The organism is Candidatus Propionivibrio aalborgensis (assembly GCF_900089945.1).
Classification (GTDB): domain Bacteria; phylum Pseudomonadota; class Gammaproteobacteria; order Burkholderiales; family Rhodocyclaceae; genus Propionivibrio; species Propionivibrio aalborgensis.
This window is the reverse complement of the sequence record NZ_FLQY01000381.1, coordinates 1-16,590: the sequence shown is the minus strand read 5'-3', so window position 1 is coordinate 16,590 and position 16,590 is coordinate 1. Positions and strand designations below refer to the sequence as shown.

Annotated in this window: 17 protein-coding genes and 2 pseudogenes; 10 read left to right on the top strand and 9 right to left on the bottom strand. The window is 59.2% G+C overall.

The genetic code is table 11. The features are described from left to right. Positions 1-20 precede the first annotated feature (20 nt). Both PROAA_RS16815 and PROAA_RS16810 read right to left on the bottom strand, forming a co-directional pair. The gene (locus tag PROAA_RS16815) at positions 21-710 is read right to left on the bottom strand and encodes an SDR family oxidoreductase (RefSeq protein WP_186412451.1); all 690 of its coding nucleotides are present in this window, start codon (positions 708-710) and stop codon (positions 21-23) included. 172 nt (positions 711-882) lie between these two features. Continuing rightward, the gene (locus PROAA_RS16810; protein WP_186411744.1) at positions 883-1,413 is read right to left on the bottom strand and encodes a Spy/CpxP family protein refolding chaperone; all 531 of its coding nucleotides are present in this window, start codon (positions 1,411-1,413) and stop codon (positions 883-885) included. Between the two features lie 223 nt (positions 1,414-1,636). On the opposite strand from PROAA_RS16810, the gene PROAA_RS16805 reads away from it, so the two are divergent. From PROAA_RS16805 to PROAA_RS16785, 5 genes are all read left to right on the top strand, one after another. Beyond that, on the top strand, positions 1,637-2,359 hold the full coding sequence (locus PROAA_RS16805; protein ID WP_245664320.1) for a response regulator: 723 nt from the start codon (positions 1,637-1,639) through the stop codon (positions 2,357-2,359). Continuing rightward, positions 2,356-3,675, top strand: coding sequence for an ATP-binding protein (locus tag PROAA_RS16800; protein ID WP_186412449.1), 1,320 nt, complete (start codon positions 2,356-2,358; stop codon positions 3,673-3,675). Before PROAA_RS16805 ends, PROAA_RS16800 begins: the two co-directional genes overlap by 4 nt. Positions 3,676-3,741: 66 nt before the next feature. Continuing rightward, positions 3,742-4,017 (top strand): type II toxin-antitoxin system HicA family toxin, encoded by a 276-nt coding sequence (locus tag PROAA_RS16795; RefSeq protein ID WP_186412448.1) that lies wholly within the window; start codon positions 3,742-3,744, stop codon positions 4,015-4,017. A gap of 158 nt (positions 4,018-4,175) precedes the next feature. After that, entirely contained in the window at positions 4,176-4,487 is a 312-nt protein-coding gene (locus PROAA_RS16790) for a type II toxin-antitoxin system TacA family antitoxin (protein WP_186412447.1), read from the top strand. Then, positions 4,453-4,935 carry a GNAT family N-acetyltransferase gene (locus PROAA_RS16785; protein ID WP_222102332.1) on the top strand — a complete coding sequence of 161 codons (483 nt, stop codon included), beginning with the start codon at positions 4,453-4,455 and terminating at the stop codon, positions 4,933-4,935. Before PROAA_RS16790 ends, PROAA_RS16785 begins: the two co-directional genes overlap by 35 nt. A gap of 65 nt (positions 4,936-5,000) precedes the next feature. Here the strand turns inward: PROAA_RS16785 and PROAA_RS16780 are convergent, their stop codons facing one another. Next, on the bottom strand, positions 5,001-6,299 hold the full coding sequence (locus PROAA_RS16780) for a multidrug effflux MFS transporter (RefSeq protein WP_245664319.1): 1,299 nt from the start codon (positions 6,297-6,299) through the stop codon (positions 5,001-5,003). Between the two features lie 213 nt (positions 6,300-6,512). Here PROAA_RS16780 and PROAA_RS16775 point away from each other — a divergent pair, with 213 nt between their 5' ends. Together PROAA_RS16775 and PROAA_RS16770 are read left to right on the top strand one after the other, a co-directional pair. Beyond that, positions 6,513-7,352 (top strand): substrate-binding domain-containing protein, encoded by an 840-nt coding sequence (locus tag PROAA_RS16775; RefSeq protein WP_186412446.1) that lies wholly within the window; start codon positions 6,513-6,515, stop codon positions 7,350-7,352. Beyond that, positions 7,321-9,843, top strand: a complete 2,523-nt coding sequence (locus tag PROAA_RS16770) for a sensor domain-containing protein (protein WP_222102331.1) — start codon at positions 7,321-7,323, stop codon at positions 9,841-9,843. The genes PROAA_RS16775 and PROAA_RS16770 overlap by 32 nt, the downstream gene beginning before the upstream one ends. Positions 9,844-9,925: 82 nt before the next feature. Here PROAA_RS16770 and PROAA_RS16765 read toward each other — a convergent pair. Together PROAA_RS16765 and PROAA_RS16760 are read right to left on the bottom strand one after the other, a co-directional pair. Further along, positions 9,926-10,510 (bottom strand): annotated as a pseudogene (locus tag PROAA_RS16765) (ATP-binding protein); the annotation flags it as partial. Between the two features lie 294 nt (positions 10,511-10,804). After that, complete coding sequence (locus tag PROAA_RS16760; protein ID WP_186412443.1) at positions 10,805-11,020, bottom strand: helix-turn-helix domain-containing protein; 216 nt, start codon at positions 11,018-11,020, stop codon at positions 10,805-10,807. A 129-nt stretch (positions 11,021-11,149) separates the two neighbouring features. Between PROAA_RS16760 and PROAA_RS16755 the strand changes: the two genes are divergently transcribed. After that, positions 11,150-12,079: a DUF2726 domain-containing protein gene (locus PROAA_RS16755; protein ID WP_222102329.1), complete on the top strand. Its 930-nt coding sequence runs from the start codon at positions 11,150-11,152 to the stop codon at positions 12,077-12,079. Between the two features lie 35 nt (positions 12,080-12,114). On the opposite strand, the gene PROAA_RS16750 is transcribed toward PROAA_RS16755, so the two are convergent. Further along, positions 12,115-12,264 carry a hypothetical protein gene (locus tag PROAA_RS16750; RefSeq protein ID WP_186412441.1) on the bottom strand — a complete coding sequence of 50 codons (150 nt, stop codon included), beginning with the start codon at positions 12,262-12,264 and terminating at the stop codon, positions 12,115-12,117. Positions 12,265-12,703: 439 nt separating this feature from the next. Here PROAA_RS16750 and PROAA_RS16745 point away from each other — a divergent pair, with 439 nt between their 5' ends. Next, a complete protein-coding gene (locus PROAA_RS16745; protein ID WP_186412440.1) occupies positions 12,704-13,705 on the top strand; it encodes a hypothetical protein in 1,002 nt (333 codons plus the stop codon). A 303-nt stretch (positions 13,706-14,008) separates the two neighbouring features. Here the strand turns inward: PROAA_RS16745 and PROAA_RS16740 are convergent. After that, positions 14,009-14,305: pseudogene (locus PROAA_RS16740) on the bottom strand (transposase); the annotation flags it as partial. 35 nt (positions 14,306-14,340) lie between these two features. Continuing rightward, positions 14,341-14,493, bottom strand: coding sequence for a cyanase (locus PROAA_RS19200; RefSeq protein ID WP_245664318.1), 153 nt, complete (start codon positions 14,491-14,493; stop codon positions 14,341-14,343). A gap of 31 nt (positions 14,494-14,524) precedes the next feature. Between PROAA_RS19200 and PROAA_RS16730 the strand changes: the two genes are divergently transcribed. Further along, positions 14,525-14,758: a copper chaperone gene (locus tag PROAA_RS16730; RefSeq protein ID WP_222102327.1), complete on the top strand. Its 234-nt coding sequence runs from the start codon at positions 14,525-14,527 to the stop codon at positions 14,756-14,758. Between the two features lie 217 nt (positions 14,759-14,975). Here the strand turns inward: PROAA_RS16730 and PROAA_RS16725 are convergent, their stop codons facing one another. Continuing rightward, a complete protein-coding gene (locus PROAA_RS16725; protein ID WP_222102326.1) occupies positions 14,976-16,286 on the bottom strand; it encodes a D-amino acid dehydrogenase in 1,311 nt (436 codons plus the stop codon). Positions 16,287-16,590: the final 304 nt, after the last annotated feature.

Below are 16,590 nucleotides of genomic sequence, written 5' to 3'. Positions count from 1 at the left end.
GATGTGCCGACGGCAGGCGGCTAGGGAATGTTCAGCGCCTTGCCGTTGTTCTTCGGCCCCAGCTTCAACAAGAGCGGGACCGCGCGCTCGGCCCAGGCGGAGGGCGCTTCGTATCCGCCGGCGGTTTCACCAAAGGACAGCCGCAGCATGTCGGTATCGATGATTCCCGGATTCATCGTGACGGCCGCCATCCCTTCGGGCAACTCCTGGGCCAGCGAACCCGTCAGGCCTTCGATGGCCCACTTGCTGGCGCAGTATGGAGCTACGTCAGGCGCGGTGCTGCGACCCCAGCCGGAGCTGAAATTGACGATCACGCCACGTCCCCCGGCGATCATCGCCGGAACGAAATGACGCAACATATTGGCCACTCCTTTGACGTTCACGTCGATGAGTGCGTCGAATTCCGCCGCGGATACCTCCCATAACGGCGCCGGCTTGTTCGTCAGCGCGGCGTTATTGATCAGGATGTCGGGCGGCCCCATTGTCGTCAACACATGACGCGCCCATTGCCCCACCTGAAAATCGTCGGCAACGTCCACCGTCGCAAAGCGGTGCGGCGCTGCAAACTTCAAGCGGAGGTCATCGATTGCCGCTTCCGAACGACCACAACCGGCAACAGTGTGGCCGAGCGAAACGAACTCATCCAGCATGGCCCGGCCGAGGCCGCGGGTAACTCCCGAAATGACGATCCGACGGATTGAACGGGGCATGGTGAAAACCTTCCGGACTGCACGGAGAAGAATTGTTTACCATTATCGTACAAATCAGCAGATGCATATCGCCGCCAACTCAATGACTCGATGCGGGAATAGAGGGGCGGGAGGTGATGACCTGCGGGTCATTTCCCACCCCTCACGGCAATCGCCATCGGCGATTCCGCTGTTAACTCCGACCTGGGCCGCGGTGGCCATGACGGGCCATACGGTCAAGCTTGCTCTTGAAGAACACACGAGCTTTCTCTTTCTGCTCGGCGTTGAGCGAGTCATACACCGTCAGCCAGCGATCACGGTTGGCTTCACGGAGTTTCTGCCCCTCGGCCTTGAACTCATCCATGCGCTTGGCTACCGCGCGCAGGTCGGCACCGGGTTTGTCGATCAGTGCCTGAATTTCTTCGTGGTGCTGGCGGAAGCGATCGCGCATGCCGGCCATGTTTTCCTTGCTGGCTTTTTCAGCGTCTTGCCACAGCGCTTCCTGTTTGGCGTCCAGCTTGAGTTCGTCGTGCAGTCGGGACATTCCCTTCATGCCTCGTTCTGAACGACACTCGGTTCGATCACCGGATTTGCCGTCACAATCCCCACCCCAGGGCTTGGCGAAGGCCGCAGTAGACGCAGCGGCCATTGTCGCCGAGACCGCTACGGCGGCCAGGGTAGCCGCAACTCGGCGTGGAGACATTTTCGAAAATTTCGCATTCATGGTGAAACTCCTTTGTTTTCGGGTGGAAATGCCGTGAAAAAAATCCACGTATAAGTCAAGTGCGGTGCGCAGATGCAACGCCTGTTTTGACGATGCCATTTTCTGCCTTGGCCTGTTGCAAAGGATTTCATTGCCGGGGCGGTTGATTGCAAATTGTTTCAGACGCCTTTCAACCCTGCAGCGGCGGCATAGAATGGGCATCGTTCCGAATCAAGATGTGATGATGAAAAAAATTCTGCTCGTCGATGATGACCCTGAACTGCGCCAGTTGCTGGCCACCTATCTTGGCCGACACGGCTATGACACGCTCCTGCTGCCGGATACGCGCCAGCTCGACGCCTTTCTTGAGCGCTACCAACCACACCTCGTCGTGCTCGACCTGATGCTGCCCGGCGAAGACGGGCTGGCCGCGTGCCGACGTCTGCGCGGGCGTGGCGAGACGCTGCCGATCATCATGCTGACCGCGCGCGACGAAGCGGTTGACCGGGTCATCGGCCTGCAAATGGGCGCCGACGATTACCTGGGCAAGCCTTTCGATCCGCGCGAACTGGTCGCCCGCATCGAAGCCGTGCTGCGGCGCGGCGCGCAACCGCCGGCGGCGCCCTTTGCCAAAGGCGGCATTTTCCGCTTCGGCGACTGGTGTTTCGATCGCGGTACTCGCCAGCTTTCGCGAGATGGCGAAGCCGTCGCCCTGACCAGCGGCGAGTTCGCCCTGCTCAACGCACTGGTCGCCAATGCCAACCGGCCGATGAAGCGCGAAAGGCTGATCGAGCTGACGCGTGGCGACGACAGCGAATCTTTCGACCGCGCCATCGATGTGCAGATCCACCGCCTGCGCCGACTGCTCGAAGTCGACCCGGCGCATCCGCGCTATCTGCAGACGGTATGGGGCGTCGGTTACGTCTTTGTTCCCGACGGTGAAGATGCGAGGGACACTGGGCAATGAGACTGCTGCCCTCATCGCTCGCGGCGCGTACTGTCCTGCTGGTCATTGCCGTCGTCGCCGTCGCCGAAATCGCAACTTTTTCGCTGCTGACCCGTTACCGGCAAACCCTGCACATGAGCCAGACCGTCCATTTTGTCGCGGGCCAGATACGTCTGCTGCAGACTGTTTTACCAGGCCTCGACGACGAGACGCGCAAGCGGCTTTCAGCTACCGACAATGGCGAGGAGGACCTTCAATTGCGCCCGGATGGGGAGTCTGTGCCGATGCGCGAGCCTGCATTCGGCTTTGCCCGACACCTGGCTGTCGGTCTGGAGAAGGCCCTGGGCGAGAGGGTGAGCTTGCGCCATGCGGGGCGGGGCCAACGCAGCGGTTTATGGATCGGCTTCACTGCGGATGGCCAGCGCTGGTGGCTGGTGCTGCCGCCACCACGCTTTGCACCGCAGGCGCTGCCACGCGAGCTGTGGCTCGGGCTGGCTGTCGCCCTGGCCGCGGTGGCGCTGATCGCCGGGCTCTTCGTGCGCGGCATCGTCGGCCCGTTGGCGCGCCTTGGTGAAGCGGTGTCCGCCACCGGAGATGGCCAGGCTCAAGCGGTAGCACCGGAAGGCCCGAAAGAAGTCCGCCGGCTCGCCGAGCGACACAACACCATGCTATCGCAATTGGCCGCGGCCGAAGCCGAGCGGCGTGAAATGCTTGCTGGCCTGACCCACGATCTGCGTGCGCCGTTGGCCCGTTTGCGCGTTCGCCTGGCGCTGCTCGATAGCGACGCTGAACGCACTGGGCTGACACGTGACGCCGAAGATATGGAGCGCATCGTCGGCCAATGTCTGAACTTCCTGCGCAGCAAGGAGAGTCGTGCGCCACAGGAATCGCCGCTCTTGATTGCCGATGCCGTGAGCGACGAAGTAGCGCGGCATCGGGAACTCGGCCGGCCGATCGAGATAACCGTCAGCGAAACCGCTGCCGCGTGCCACGTCGCTATCGACCATGGCGACCTGCAACGATTGCTCGACAACCTGATCGACAACGCTCTGCAATACGGTACGCCGCCGGTCGAAATCTCCCTGTCCGTCGAGCGCGCCGGAACGGTAACGCTACAAGTGCGCGATCACGGCCCGGGCATCGCCGACGAACAGCGCTCACGTGCCTTGGAAGCCTTCGCCCAGATCGACCCGGCGCGCGCCACCGGTGGCAGTTGTGGCCTGGGGCTGGCCATCGTTCGGCGTATCGTTTCCAGCTGCGGCGGTGAAGTCGCGCTCGCTGATGCGCAGGGTGGCGGCCTGGCCGTGGCGATGAGTTTTCCGGCACGGCCCGGATGAAGGCAGAATGTCGAACAGGCGGCTCAAATGCGTTTCCGCGTGATCAACACGACAGTGGAGGTTGGGATGAGTAACAAACATCTGCATTTGCTTCAGAGCATCTATCGTGACCCGCCCAGCGCAAATATTCACTGGCGCGAGATTGAATCGCTGCTGGTGCATCTGGGTGCGAGTATCGAAGCGGCGCACGGCTCCCGTTTCAGGATTGTGCTGAACAAAGTCGAGGTTTTTCTGCACCACCCGCACAACAGCTCGACCTGCCCCAAGCAGGAGATCAAGCAGATCCGCGAATTTCTGGCCCACGCCGGGGTCACGTTGTCCAGTTACGAGGCGGGTTTATAGACCGGGTACAGACCTTTTACCGACTGCAAACCGTACTTTTCGCGCACTCGCTGATTCAATTCGCAGCGCGTACCGCCGCCGTAGCGTCATTGAAGATCGTTGGCGCCATTTTGGCGACAATGGTACACTGACCAATCAAATCAACTCAGGAGGTAATGATGGGAACCGCCATTGCCAAGCAGGATCGCATCGGTGCTCGCGTGCCCCACGAGGTTTATGAAACCTTGTGCCGAGCCGCCGAACTGACGGGCGCCACAGTTAATCAGTTTCTGGTGCAAGCGGCACTGAAAGAAGCACAGGAAGTGATCGAGCGGCAAGAAATCATTCGCCTCTCGCCGCGCGACTGGAACTGGTTGCTCGACCTGATGGAAAATCCGCCCAAGCCGAATGCCAAGCTGAAGGCCGCCCTGAAGCGTTACGAGAAGGCCAGACAAGATGATGCAGGTACGACCTTTAGCTGGGGATCATGACCGGCAGGGATTCGACTGCGGCCGCCAGGAACTGAACGACTGGCTGCGGCAGGTCGCTCGTCAGCATCAGGACAAAGGGCTCTCGAAGACCTTCGTCGCGGTTCGCGAGGAAGCGCCAATCCGCATCTGCGGCTATTACGCGCTGACGCTGGCAGAACTCGAGAACAGGCATCTGCCGGAAGCTTGGCGCAAAAAGCTGCCGCGCCGCATCCCCGGCGTGCGTTTGGGCCGGCTGGCAGTCGACAAGCAGTATCAAGGCAAGGGGCTGGCCGAACTGCTGCTGGTCGACGCCCTGACACGGGCGCGGCGCATCTACGCCGAGGCAGGCGGAATTGGCTTGTTCGTCGATGCGCTTGATGAGCAGGCGGCGGGGTATTACCTGAATTTCGGCTTTAAGGCATCGCCGGATAACCCGCTGCTGCTGTTCCTGTCGGCAAAGATAGGCTAACCGGGCCATATTCGTTTCCCCCCGGAAAACTGCCGTCTTCATGCATGATGCAAACGACCGCGCGGTCAGACAGGCGGCCGAGTCATCGCTTGGGTCCGGCTTTTGTCTCCGGTCAGCCAATAGTGCAGCCACGACGACGTTGCGCCGAGCAGCAGCAGTACGCCCATGCCGTAGGCCAATGTCAGCGTCGACCCCCACAGCAGCGGCGCGAGGATGCCGGCGATCAGACCGTTCGAGCCGGCTTGCAGGAACAGTTGACAGGACGCGGCCAGGCCGCGCTGTTCCGGGAAGGGGTCGAGTGCAAGCAGCGTGATGCACGGCATTGCCAGCGACATGCCGAAGGTATAGACGAAGATGGGCATGACGCTCATCGGCAATGACGGCGGCAGCCACAGATTCAGTCCGACGTTGCCGAGCGCCGCCATACCCATCACCAGATAGCCGCGCGCGATCGTTTGCCGAAGCGTCAGTTTTCCGGCAAACCGCCCGGCTAGCCAGGCTCCGGACATCAGACCGGCCATCGCCGGGCCGAAAAGCCAGAGGAATCCGGTTTCGGGAACGGCGAGGTGACCCATCAGGAATACCGGCGCCGACATCACGTAGATGAAGAAGCCGGCAAAGTTGAACGCGAGGCCGCCACAGGCAAGGAGGAATGCCGGCGAAGTCAGCACTTTCCAGTAAGTTCTGGCCAGGTAGCCCGGATGCAGCGATTGCCGGCGTTCGGGCGCGAGCGTCTCGGGCAGCATTCGCCAGCAGGCCAGCAGCAAAGCCAATGTCATCAGCACGAGAAAAGCAAACACCGAGCGCCAGCCGAACCAGTATTGCAGACGGCCGCCGATGACAGGCGCAATAGCCGGCGCCAGAGCGAACATCATGGTGATGTGCGACATCAGACGCTGCGCCTGCGCACCGTCGTACAGATCGCGAACGATGGCGCGGCCGATGACGATACCGGCTCCGGCCGACATCCCCTGCAGAGCGCGCAGTACCCACAGGTGTTCGATGCGCGTGGCAAACAGGCAGCCGGCCAGCGCCAGTCCGAACAGGGCCAGGCTGACCAGAATTACGCGCCGGCGCCCGAAGGCGTCTGAAATCGCACCATGCCACAAGGCCATGATGGCAAAAGGCAACAGGTAAGCCGACAAGGTCTGCTGCACCTCGATCGGCGTTGCGTTCAGGCTCTGGCCGATATCCTGAAACGACGGCAGGTAGGTGTCGATCGAGAAGGGCCCGAGCGCCGCCAGCGAAGCCAGCAGCAGGGCAATGCCGCGCGGCGGCGGGTTGACTCCGCGCGACGGCGGGTTGACTCCGCTCGGCGGCGAGTTCACATCGCGCGGCGGCATGTCGATTTCACTCTCTGGCAAGTCAATCCTTGGCGAAGCGGCGTTTCCGAAGTTGCCGAAACTATCACACCAATCAAGCAGATGGAATAAATCAGCTATACTCGCCCATGCATCCAAGGCACTTTCTCACGCTCCGCGTGATATTTTCGCCCGATAATCCTTTTCGCAATACTGTGATTGGCTTGGTCCAATGACGCTATGGGGCCGGCCCTAAAGAGCCAGTGGAGGCGCAAGATGAATAACCCTAAGTGTTTTCAATTCAATCGCCTGGTGCGCGTGCTGTTCCTATCGGCCTTTTTCTTGTTGGCTGGAACTGCACAAGCTGAAGTAATCAGGGTTTCTGGCGTCGGCCTTTCAGCACCGTTGATGCAACGTCTGGCAGCGGCCTATGGTCAGAAGCAGACAATCGATTCGGTAAGCGTGGTGCTGCCGCCTCTCGGCAGCACCGGCAGCATGCGGGCGGTAAGCAACGGCAAGCTGGATCTGGCCATTGCCGGCCGTCTGCCAACACCCGAGGAGCAGGCAGGAATCGGCCAGATGGTCGAACTGGCGCGTACGGCATTCGGCTTTGCCACCAGCGACGGCAATCGTCCGAACGGCGTCACCGCAGACGCAGTGGCCGACATCTATGCCGGACGTCTGGTGCGCTGGGATGACGGCCAACCCATCCGCCTGATCATGCGCCCCGACCGCGAGTCGGACACGATTCTGGTACGTCAGATTTCCGCTCAGACCGACGCAGCAATGACCCTGGCCGCCGCGCGTAAGGGACTCCTCGTCGCCAACAACGACCTCGACACGATCAAGCTGCTCGAATCCGTTCCTGGCTCGTTCGGACCGACAGCCACCGGACTGGCGCGCCTTCAGGGCAGCCAGATCAGATTCCTTGCCTTTGATGGCGTACTGCCAAGCGCCAGGGCGGTCGCCGAAGGGAAATACCCGCTTTCGAAGCCGCTATATGCAATCGCCGCGCGCCAACCGAGCGAGGCCGTAAAACGATTCATGGCCTTCCTGCAGTCGGCGGAGGCGAGAGAAATAATGATTGCAGCAGATTTCGTACCGGCAAACCAATAGAGGTATGCCCAAGATGCAGCCTGGGAGAACTTCGCGCACTTTGACCGGGCTTGCCGCGGCTGTTGCTCTGGCAATAACCGTCCTGCCGCCATTGGGATTATTCTTCATTCAGCGTGAGGGCCTGATACACAGCTTGGAGGCCGACGCAAAGGTTCAGGCCATCGTCGTCAGCGAAATCGTCGGTCGCAACCCGCGCATCTGGAATCAAGCGCATGAGCGCCTCAAGGAAGGCATTGAACCGATCCGTGATAACGCCCGAACGACACGGATTGTTGATGATCAGAATCGCCTGGTGACGGCCGTGACGGCCGAACTGAAATGGCCGACGATTGTTCGAAGCGATGAATTTTTCGATTCCGGCTTTGCCGTCGGCCGGGTTGAAGTCATCGCATCCGCCGCCAGCATTCTTCAGCAGAGCATCCTTGCGTTTGCGATAAGCGCCACACTCGGTTTCTTAGTTTTCGTGCCTTTGCGGAAGATGCCCGCAAAAGCACTGAAGCGAGCTTCCGAATCACTGGTGCGCGGTGAACTCAGTCGTTCCCTGGTCGACGGCCTGAGCGCTGGCGTTGTACTTACCGACGATCAATTGCAGGTGATTGCCTTCAACTGTAGCGCCACCAGCATCGCCGGCCTGACGCAACCGATCGCCCCGAAAACCAATTTGCTTGACTGCTTCGAGGGTGCCATCGGAGACGATGGAAGCCCATTTGCGGCTGAACACTGGCCGATGCGGCTTGCCCTCGATGGAGGCGTATCGGCCGGGCCCGCCACCGTTGGGCTCCGCAGCTCCGCAGGCAGGCCGGTCTGGTTGTCCGTCAGAAGCATGCCGATTCGTCACGGCGAAGAGAACGAAAACACGGCGATCGTCACGTCGATCGAAGACGTCACCGAACAGAAAGACAACGCCGATCGGCTATTGATTACCGAACGGGCCGTCCAGAGCTCACACGACGCGATCATGATCACCGATGCCGAGCTACGGATCATTTCGGTTAACGACGCATTCTGCACCATCACCGGCTACGAAAGCGACGAGATACTCGGCCAGATACCGAGGATCCTGCAGCGTTCTGCCCAACACGAGCAGGATTTCTATGACGGGATATGGGCACGCTTGTCCGATACCGGTTCGTGGAACGGTGAAGTCTGGGATCAGCGCCGCAACGGCGAGGCGTATCCAGCCTGGTTGAGTCTTAGCGAAATACGCGATCCGGGCGGACGACTGACCCATTACGTCGGCACCATTTTCGATTTGTCCGAGCGCCTGAAAGCCGAGCAGGATGCACGACGTCTCGCACTGCACGATTCGCTCACCGGGCTACCCAATCGAACCTATCTGCGCGAATCGCTGAGCCAGGCACTGGCTGCGGCGCAGCGCCATGAATGGCGGGTCGGGGTCTACTTCATCGACCTCGATCACTTCAAGCTGATCAACGACACGATGGGTCATCAAGTCGGTGACCAGGTGCTGTGCGAAGTTGCACGACGACTGAAGTCGGTTCTGCGCGACGAGGATACGGTAGGCCGTCTGGCGGGTGACGAATTCGTTGCGTTCACCCCGAATGTCGATTCAGACGCAGCATTCGTCACAGTGGCCGAGCACGTACTGCAAGTCATGAACGAGCCATTCGCCTTCGACAACGACAATCTCTTTGTAACTCCGAGTATCGGTGTCGTCGTTTATCCCGACGATGGCGCCGATATCGACGCTCTGCTTTCAAATGCCGATACGGCAATGTACGCGGCAAAGGCGGATGGACGGGCAAATTTCAAGTTCTTTACGGAAGAGATGAACGAATCCGGACGGCATCAGATCGAAACGACTCGCGCCGTAAAACATGCGCTGGAGCTGAACGAATTCGTCCTCTTCTACCAGCCGAAGGTGCTGGCCAGCAACTACCGCCAAATCACCGGCACGGAAGCCCTCATTCGCTGGAATCATCCACAACGCGGGCTGGTGCCACCCGGCCAGTTCATCCCGGTCATCGAAGGTACACGACTGATTATCGAAGTCGGCAATTGGGTTCTCAATGAAGCCTTGCGCCAGGCGCGCGAATGGCGGCAACAAGGCATCCCGGTCTGCATCTCGATCAACGTATCGCCCCTGCAATTTCAACAACAGGACTTCGTTCCCGGCTTGCGCCGCTTGGCGGAGCGCCATGAGTTCGTAGCCGGCAGTATTCGACTTGAGGTTACCGAAAACCTGATGCTCACCAATCCGGAAGCAACGATCGAGAAAATGAGCGAAATCCACGAATTGGGTTTCCTGTTGTCACTCGACGATTTCGGCACCGGTTACTCCAATCTCGCCTATCTTGCGCGCTTTCCTTTCGACGAACTGAAGATAGACCGTTCGTTCGTCTGCCGCCTGACGCACGAACGAACCGTCGAAGACATCATCACCGCTATCTTTATGGGCGGCCAGAGCCGGCTTGCGATTTCGCCGCTCGAATGCGGGTGGCATCGCCCTCACAATCGCATCCGAATTTGAAAGCTGCAACTACGCCGACCTAGCTGGCGTCAGGCCAGTGCGGCAATGCTGGGCGCTACAGGCCCATAGCACGAGGGGACAATCAATCCTTGGCGAAGCGGCGATACTGCACAGCCTCGGCGACATGGGGTGCCGAGATTGCTGCGCATCCAGCCAGGTCGGCAATGCTGCGGGCAACTCTGAGTACCCGATGGTAAGCGCGGGCCGAGAGATTGAGGCGGGAAAGCGCGTGCTTGAGCAATGCTGCACCAGCGGCGTCGGGCTGGCAGTAGCGGTCAACCTCCTTCGTGCTCAGGCGTGCATTCGGCTTGCCCTGGCGCACTTGCTGCCGTTCGCGGGCTTGCGTCACGCGGGCGCGAACGGTTGCCGACGACTCGCCGTCCGCTGCTTTCTGCAGGACCTCCGCCGGCAACGCCGGCACTTCAATTTGCAGATCGATGCGGTCAAGCAACGGACCGGAGAGCTTCTTCCGGTAGCGTGCGACTTGATCGGGCGTGCATCGGCACTTGCCGCCGGAATCGCCATAGTAGCCGCAGGGGCACGGATTCATCGCCGCGACGAGCTGAAACTGCGCCGGAAACTCGGCCTGACGCGCCGCCCGCGAGATGTGTATGCGGCCGCTTTCCAGGGGTTCGCGCAAGGCTTCGAGAACGCGTCGGTCAAATTCGGACTGGGAAATTCCAATATTCCGACAATGTTCCGATATTCTTCTGCGCCTAACCATGGTGCCTGTGCTTTTCATAATACATTTTAACGCGTCGCAAGACAGAGAACTCAACCTGGGCTCGGATCGGCGAAGCCGAACGAGCCAGGAGGCAAGCGAGCGAAGCGGAGCGCGGCAGGTGCGGAGTGATCGCGTCAGCAATGCTTGGATCGGCTGCACTGCTGGGCTACTCGTTTCAAACGGGACCAAATTGCTGCTTCAGCAACTCGCCGCTTGAAGCGGGTTGTTCAGGATCGTCTAAAGATCCATCATCAGCTCGGCGGGTTTCCGCCCCAGAGTTTCAGCCAGACGAACGATGTTGAGTAAGGCAATATTCCTCTGCCCTCGCTCAACGCCCCCAAGGTAGCTTCGGGCCAGGCCACTTTCAAGCGCCAACTGCTCTTGTGACCAACCCCGTTCCTTACGGAGCGCCGCGAGGCGTTTGCCAAAAAGGATTCTGGGATCTTTCGGCACCGCACTCCACCATTTCGTAGGATTCTGGCGAATGCTAGGCAGTTGATCACTTTAAGACCACGCTCTATGAGTGACAAGTGTTGAGGCCTTAAGTACTATGTGAGATCAGACAGCAACGACGACGAGACCGTGGGCGAAACCGTTCGAACAACCCTGGCAGGCAAGCTACAAGGCCTCTTGGCCAAACGTGATCACATGCGGTTTCTGGACGCTTTGGAAGGTCAGCGTAATCGGGATACAGTTCGCCGTGACGCCTTTCTGCGCGCCCTGGCGGGAGAGGGATTGTGCCTCATCATGACTACCAAAGAGCCCCGGGAACGCTCTCTTCTCGAACGCTATGCTGCGTTGTTTCTCGATGGCGTCGTTCAGGTCCCCGCAGAAATCTTGGAGCGGCTGGCCAATACTCTGGATCTGAGCCCATTGAGGAAAGCGGCTGACGACCTGCATGCCCAAGAGGCAACGCAACCCAAGCTCAAAGGGGTTTCACCGAATACAATCAGCTCTTCTGTCTCTCCGACTGAATCGGTCGTGCACGTGCGACGGGTCGTGCAGATCATGCAGATGATCTTGGGAGACGCCATTTCATCGAACACAATGGGCGTTCTTCGATCGGTTTTTCGCAGTCAGCAGGAGCGCACTTTCTTGCGCGCTTTGTCACTGCGCTTTCCGGGTTTGCTTGCTTTGCCAAACTACCCATTGGACCAGATCGTCGATCTCGACAAAATCCTTGATGAAAAGATTGATGGTGACACACGGCGCTACGGACGACACTGCCGTCTGGATGCGGTTTTGGTAATTCCGGATGAAGGCGACCCGGTGGCGGCTTTTGAGTTGGATAGCGGCCTCCACGACTTGCCGGATGCGAGACGTCGCGACCGCATGAAAGACACGCTGATTGGCGCGGTCGGCTTACCGTTTTTTCGGCTGCGTGCAGAGCACCCGGAGTCAATGAGTGTGGATGAATGGTATGCGCTGCTTAGCGATGAAGTCATGCCGCACTTGGACCCGGGGCCGCGGATCCGGTGCCGGCAGGTGGCCTACCGACTTATTCCGGTCTGAGCCAAGATTGCCATGGGTCCCTAGAAGTCTGTTCCTCAGCCTTTGTCACCGTTGGTGTTTGGTCCACGTTCGGCCAGGCGTTCCAGCGGAGAGCTGCCCAAAGGCCGTATATAGCTCGTCAGCCATGTTGCAATCACCTGCTCGTCGCCATCAAACGCATCACGCAACCCTACCATTCGTTCCATTTGAAACCCTGCCAGCTACTCCAGTCCAAAGTTGGCCACAGCCGCACATCAATTTCAATAGCCAAGGCTTCCGCTAGCCCTGGTGAATGGCCGGTATTCGGCGAGCAAGTTGACGTCTACACTGCCTCGATTCGGCCAATCGCGGACCTAGCCACCGCCCTCCATTGCGGACATTCGTGCCTTATTCAGATCAGAGAGTAATATGTTAGCAAGAATGCCGAACAAATAAATCGCGTGCGATATGGTGGGCGCTGATGTAAATTTGGAACCGATTCTGAGTTTGACGGAAAAGAAAATTTCATTAGGACGTGCTACATTTAACTACACCTTTGTTTTTAAAGAATTAAGGCGGGCTATTTTGAGCGTTTTTATACGTCATGACGGATTTTTTCCGTCAAATAGGATGCCTACTTTAGGTAGACCGCATTAGGAGACCACTTTGGCAACCCATGAATCCGCTGAAGCACTTCGGGCAGAGATCGGCAAGGCCCTAGCCTTTCGTGAAAGCCGACTCGAATCCCGATCCGAGTGGGGTTCCATCACGTTCGAGAAGGCTGAGCAAGACTTCAAGCGCGTCTTCGAACTCCTGGCCCACCTTAGCGTTCTTCCCATGGAGTACCTCACGGACTCCGCGGTCACTCAGATCCAATCTGAGACAAAGCAAACCTCGGAAGTCTTTGCACGCGTTGACAAATTCAATATCGAGCAGCAGACGCCTACGCAAACTCGCGACAGCCTCGTCACCGAGATTCATGGTCGAGCTGATCAGCTCTACACAATTGCAAGCCCCTGGATTCCGTTTTTAGCCTATCAAAAGGGCGACGTCGCGAAGAACATCGAGGCCTTGACATCATCAGTTGGTCAAGCTCAAACCTTGATTGAGAGTGCCAAGGTAACCATCCAGGCTCGACAATCGGAGATCGAGGGAATCATCACCCAAGCGCGCGAAGCGTCCGCCGCTGCAGGAGCTGCGGTCTTTACGCAAGACTTCAAGAACGAAGCAGTTTCCCTGGATGATCAGGCTAGAAAATGGCTGTACTTGACTGCAAGTGGCGCTGCGCTCACGCTACTCTTCGCCATCATCGTATGGCTATTTCCCATAGCTGGCGACGACGTTCCAAGTATTGCGCAGCGATTTGGCGGCAAGCTTGCTGCACTTGTGGTTCTTTTCACCGCGACTCTTTGGTGCGGAAAAACATTCAAGGCGCTGAAACATCTATCGACGGTGAACCGTCATCGCGCACTTAGTCTCCAGACATTCCAGGCGTTTTCCCACGCAGCTAGCGACGATCCGACGAAGGACGCCGTTCTAATGGAAGCAACACGCGCAATCTTCGGGTCTACGCCAACGGGCTACCTCGACGCCAAAGGCGGCTCTGAATCGGACCTCAAGATCATTGAAATTGCGAGGACACTCGGTGGGAAGGCCGGCGCTGCTTAGCTGCGGCGATACGGTCCAACTACCAAGGTTAGATCGTGCTCGTGAAGCGAGCCACGATCTGAACCCTTTGTTGGACGAGCCCGGCCCTGAGCGCTGATTGGCCCTGACGGAAAATATGTATTTGGGAAGTGCTCCGGTGTGACGTCTTACCGGTGGAGCGAGGTGCTGATCGCCTATTCATGCGTGCCGTTGCAGCTGCCGATGCCGAATAGGGCCATTGATTGGCGGATTCAAGGCAAGTCGGTGCCTCAGCTTGCGGGCGCTGACTCCCGGCACGTTACGAGGGGCGTGGCGCTTACAAAGTCAAAGCACCGCCTGAGTGACAATAGGCACCGGCATGAGCCTCTCGATCCCCGACCGAATCCGCGTTTTCACAATCGCCATCACCGCCCCGCAGCATGCGCACAGGAACGGTGGCCGTTCCTTGACCCAGGCCAGCGCCCGACCCGGAGCGAACTTCAGTACCACATGCAGCAAAGCGATCAGCCGCTTGCAGTTGGGGTGCAGAAAACCGAAGTTGCGCGCCCGCCGGAGACCTTTGGGCAGCACATGCTGCACGACCAGCCAGAGGAAAGCCGCCGCGACTCGGCCAGCCTTCGACCCAGCTAATCATCCGGCGCATTTTCTCTCCTTGATCAATACGTCGTGTGGGGCAGGAACTTCCTCGACATGACGATGTTCACGCAGTCGCCGGCCGCGATTGGCTCGCGTTCGAGATTCAGCCTGAAGCCGATCACCGACATGATGCCATCGCCGAATTCCTCGTGGATCAGCTCCTTGAAGGTCATGCCGTACACGTTGATTAGCTTGTAGAAGCGATTGATCAGCGGATCCCTAGGCTTCCTGCTCAACGAATGGCGGGATGGGTCCGCTGGTGCGCTGGTGATGGGCTTGCGTCACAGCTTATTCTGCACGGGATGCTGCCGGGCGTTGATGGTACTGTTGTTTGTGGGTGGCGTGATGAATCTGCTCTGGGTGCTGCCCTTGAACGCTGAGTGGCTGGTTATTTCCACACAGCAGGCGCCTTTTCCACGAGCCCCCGAAGTCCCCTGAGGCCGATGAACTTCCGAAGGTCGTCGGTCAGGTTCCAGAGTGGAGCGGCCTCTCGGATGGCAGCTTCGGGGAACAGGCGAACGGCCATAAATGGCCGAAAGTGACGGTAGGCAATTGCGCCCGATAACGGACCTTCGCTAAAGCAGTTAACCCACGCTTGGTACGTCGGCATACGGGAGATCGGGATGGCTTTCGCGCAAAGGCCGCCGGGGCTCTGCTAGCGCGGCAGGGTGAACCCGGCGAGAGCGATCTCCGGCGTTGCGCCCTTGATCAGGTCGGCCAGGATGCGCGCGCTGCCCAGCGCCAGGGTCCAGCCCAGGGCACCGTGGCCGCAGTTGAGAAACAGGTTGGGAAAAGGGCTGGCGCCGAGTATCGGCATGCCCTTGGGCGTTGCCGGGCGCAGACCGGTCCAGGGCTGCATGGCGTCCGGCCCGGGTGCGTAATCGGTTGCCGCTGGAAATGCGCGCTCGGCTTCCAGAAACAACTGCTTGACGCGCACCGGGTCAATCCGGTTTGAATAGCCGGAAATATCCGCCATCCCGGCGACCCGCAGCGAGATTTTGCTGGCGTCGGCGAGCGGAGCATAGACGACCTTGCGGGTTGCGTCGGTAATGCTGATTCCAAGACTTGCGCCCTCTGGCCGGGGTGGCAGGGTGAGGCTATAGCCCTTGAGCGGGTAGATGGGCAGCCGAAAGCCGAGGGTGCGGGATAGGACGGGACTTTGCGCACCCAGAGTCATCACACACAGATCGGTAGGCAGCGAGCCTGTCGCTGTGTTAACCGCCGTGATGCGCCCGCCACGGGTTTCAAGTCCAGTCACGTGGCTACCGAGGTGGAAGACCACGCCTTGCGCGCGCAACTTTTCTTCGAGACCCCGACTGAAACGGTAACAGTCGCCGACTTCCTCACTCACGGTACGGATGCCACCGACGATTCGGCGGCCCAGCAACGATCGCGAATCGCCGAGCATCGGCTCCAGTGCAACGCACTGTGCGCGATCCAGCGCGTCCTGTTCGCAGCCCAGCGAGCGCTGAAAGTCGAGCAGACGCCGGGCACCGTCGAAATCTGCCTGGGCCGAGTACAGCACCAGTTTGCCGGTTCTGGCATAGCCAAAATCGATGTCTTCCTCACTGACAAAGCGGTGCATCAGGGCGCGGCTGTAGAAGGACAGCGACAGCAGGCGTTGGGTGGTGAGTTCGCTGGTGCCGCGCCTGCAGGCCAGAACAAATTCAAGCAGCCAGCGCCATTGCCGCGTATCGAACGCCGGATAGAAACGCAGCGGCGCGTCGCGGCGCAGCAGCCAAGGTGGAACCTTCGGCAAGACGCTAGGGCCGGCGAGCGGCGCAACATAGGAGTAAGAAAGCTGTGCACCGTTGGCAAAGCTAGCCTCAAGGGCAACACCGCTGTTGCGCTCGACGACCTCGACCGCGTGGCCATCACGGACGAGGTACCAGGCTGTGGTGAGTCCGGCAATACCGGCGCCGAGTACGGTGATGTGCATGGTGGCTCGCATTTTATCCTTGAGCATCTGCCGAACAATGCTGTTAGCATTGTTCGGCAGATGGCAGAATTTTGGTGGTCGTCACATACGGATTCTAGCGTACTCCATGTCGGCTTTACGGAGCAATGACGTAAGCGTACTATCGGCCACTAGCAGCCATCCAAGACTTGGCCCAACAGTAGTCATTGAAGCTTACTGGGAGTATGCCTATGCTCTGTTCGTATATCCCTCAAACGACTATATGCAACCATCGGAAGGTGAACCGATTCGTTAGTCAAGTCCGAAATCTGCTGTAAATATTCTTCGATCCGATCAATGACGAATGGTTTCA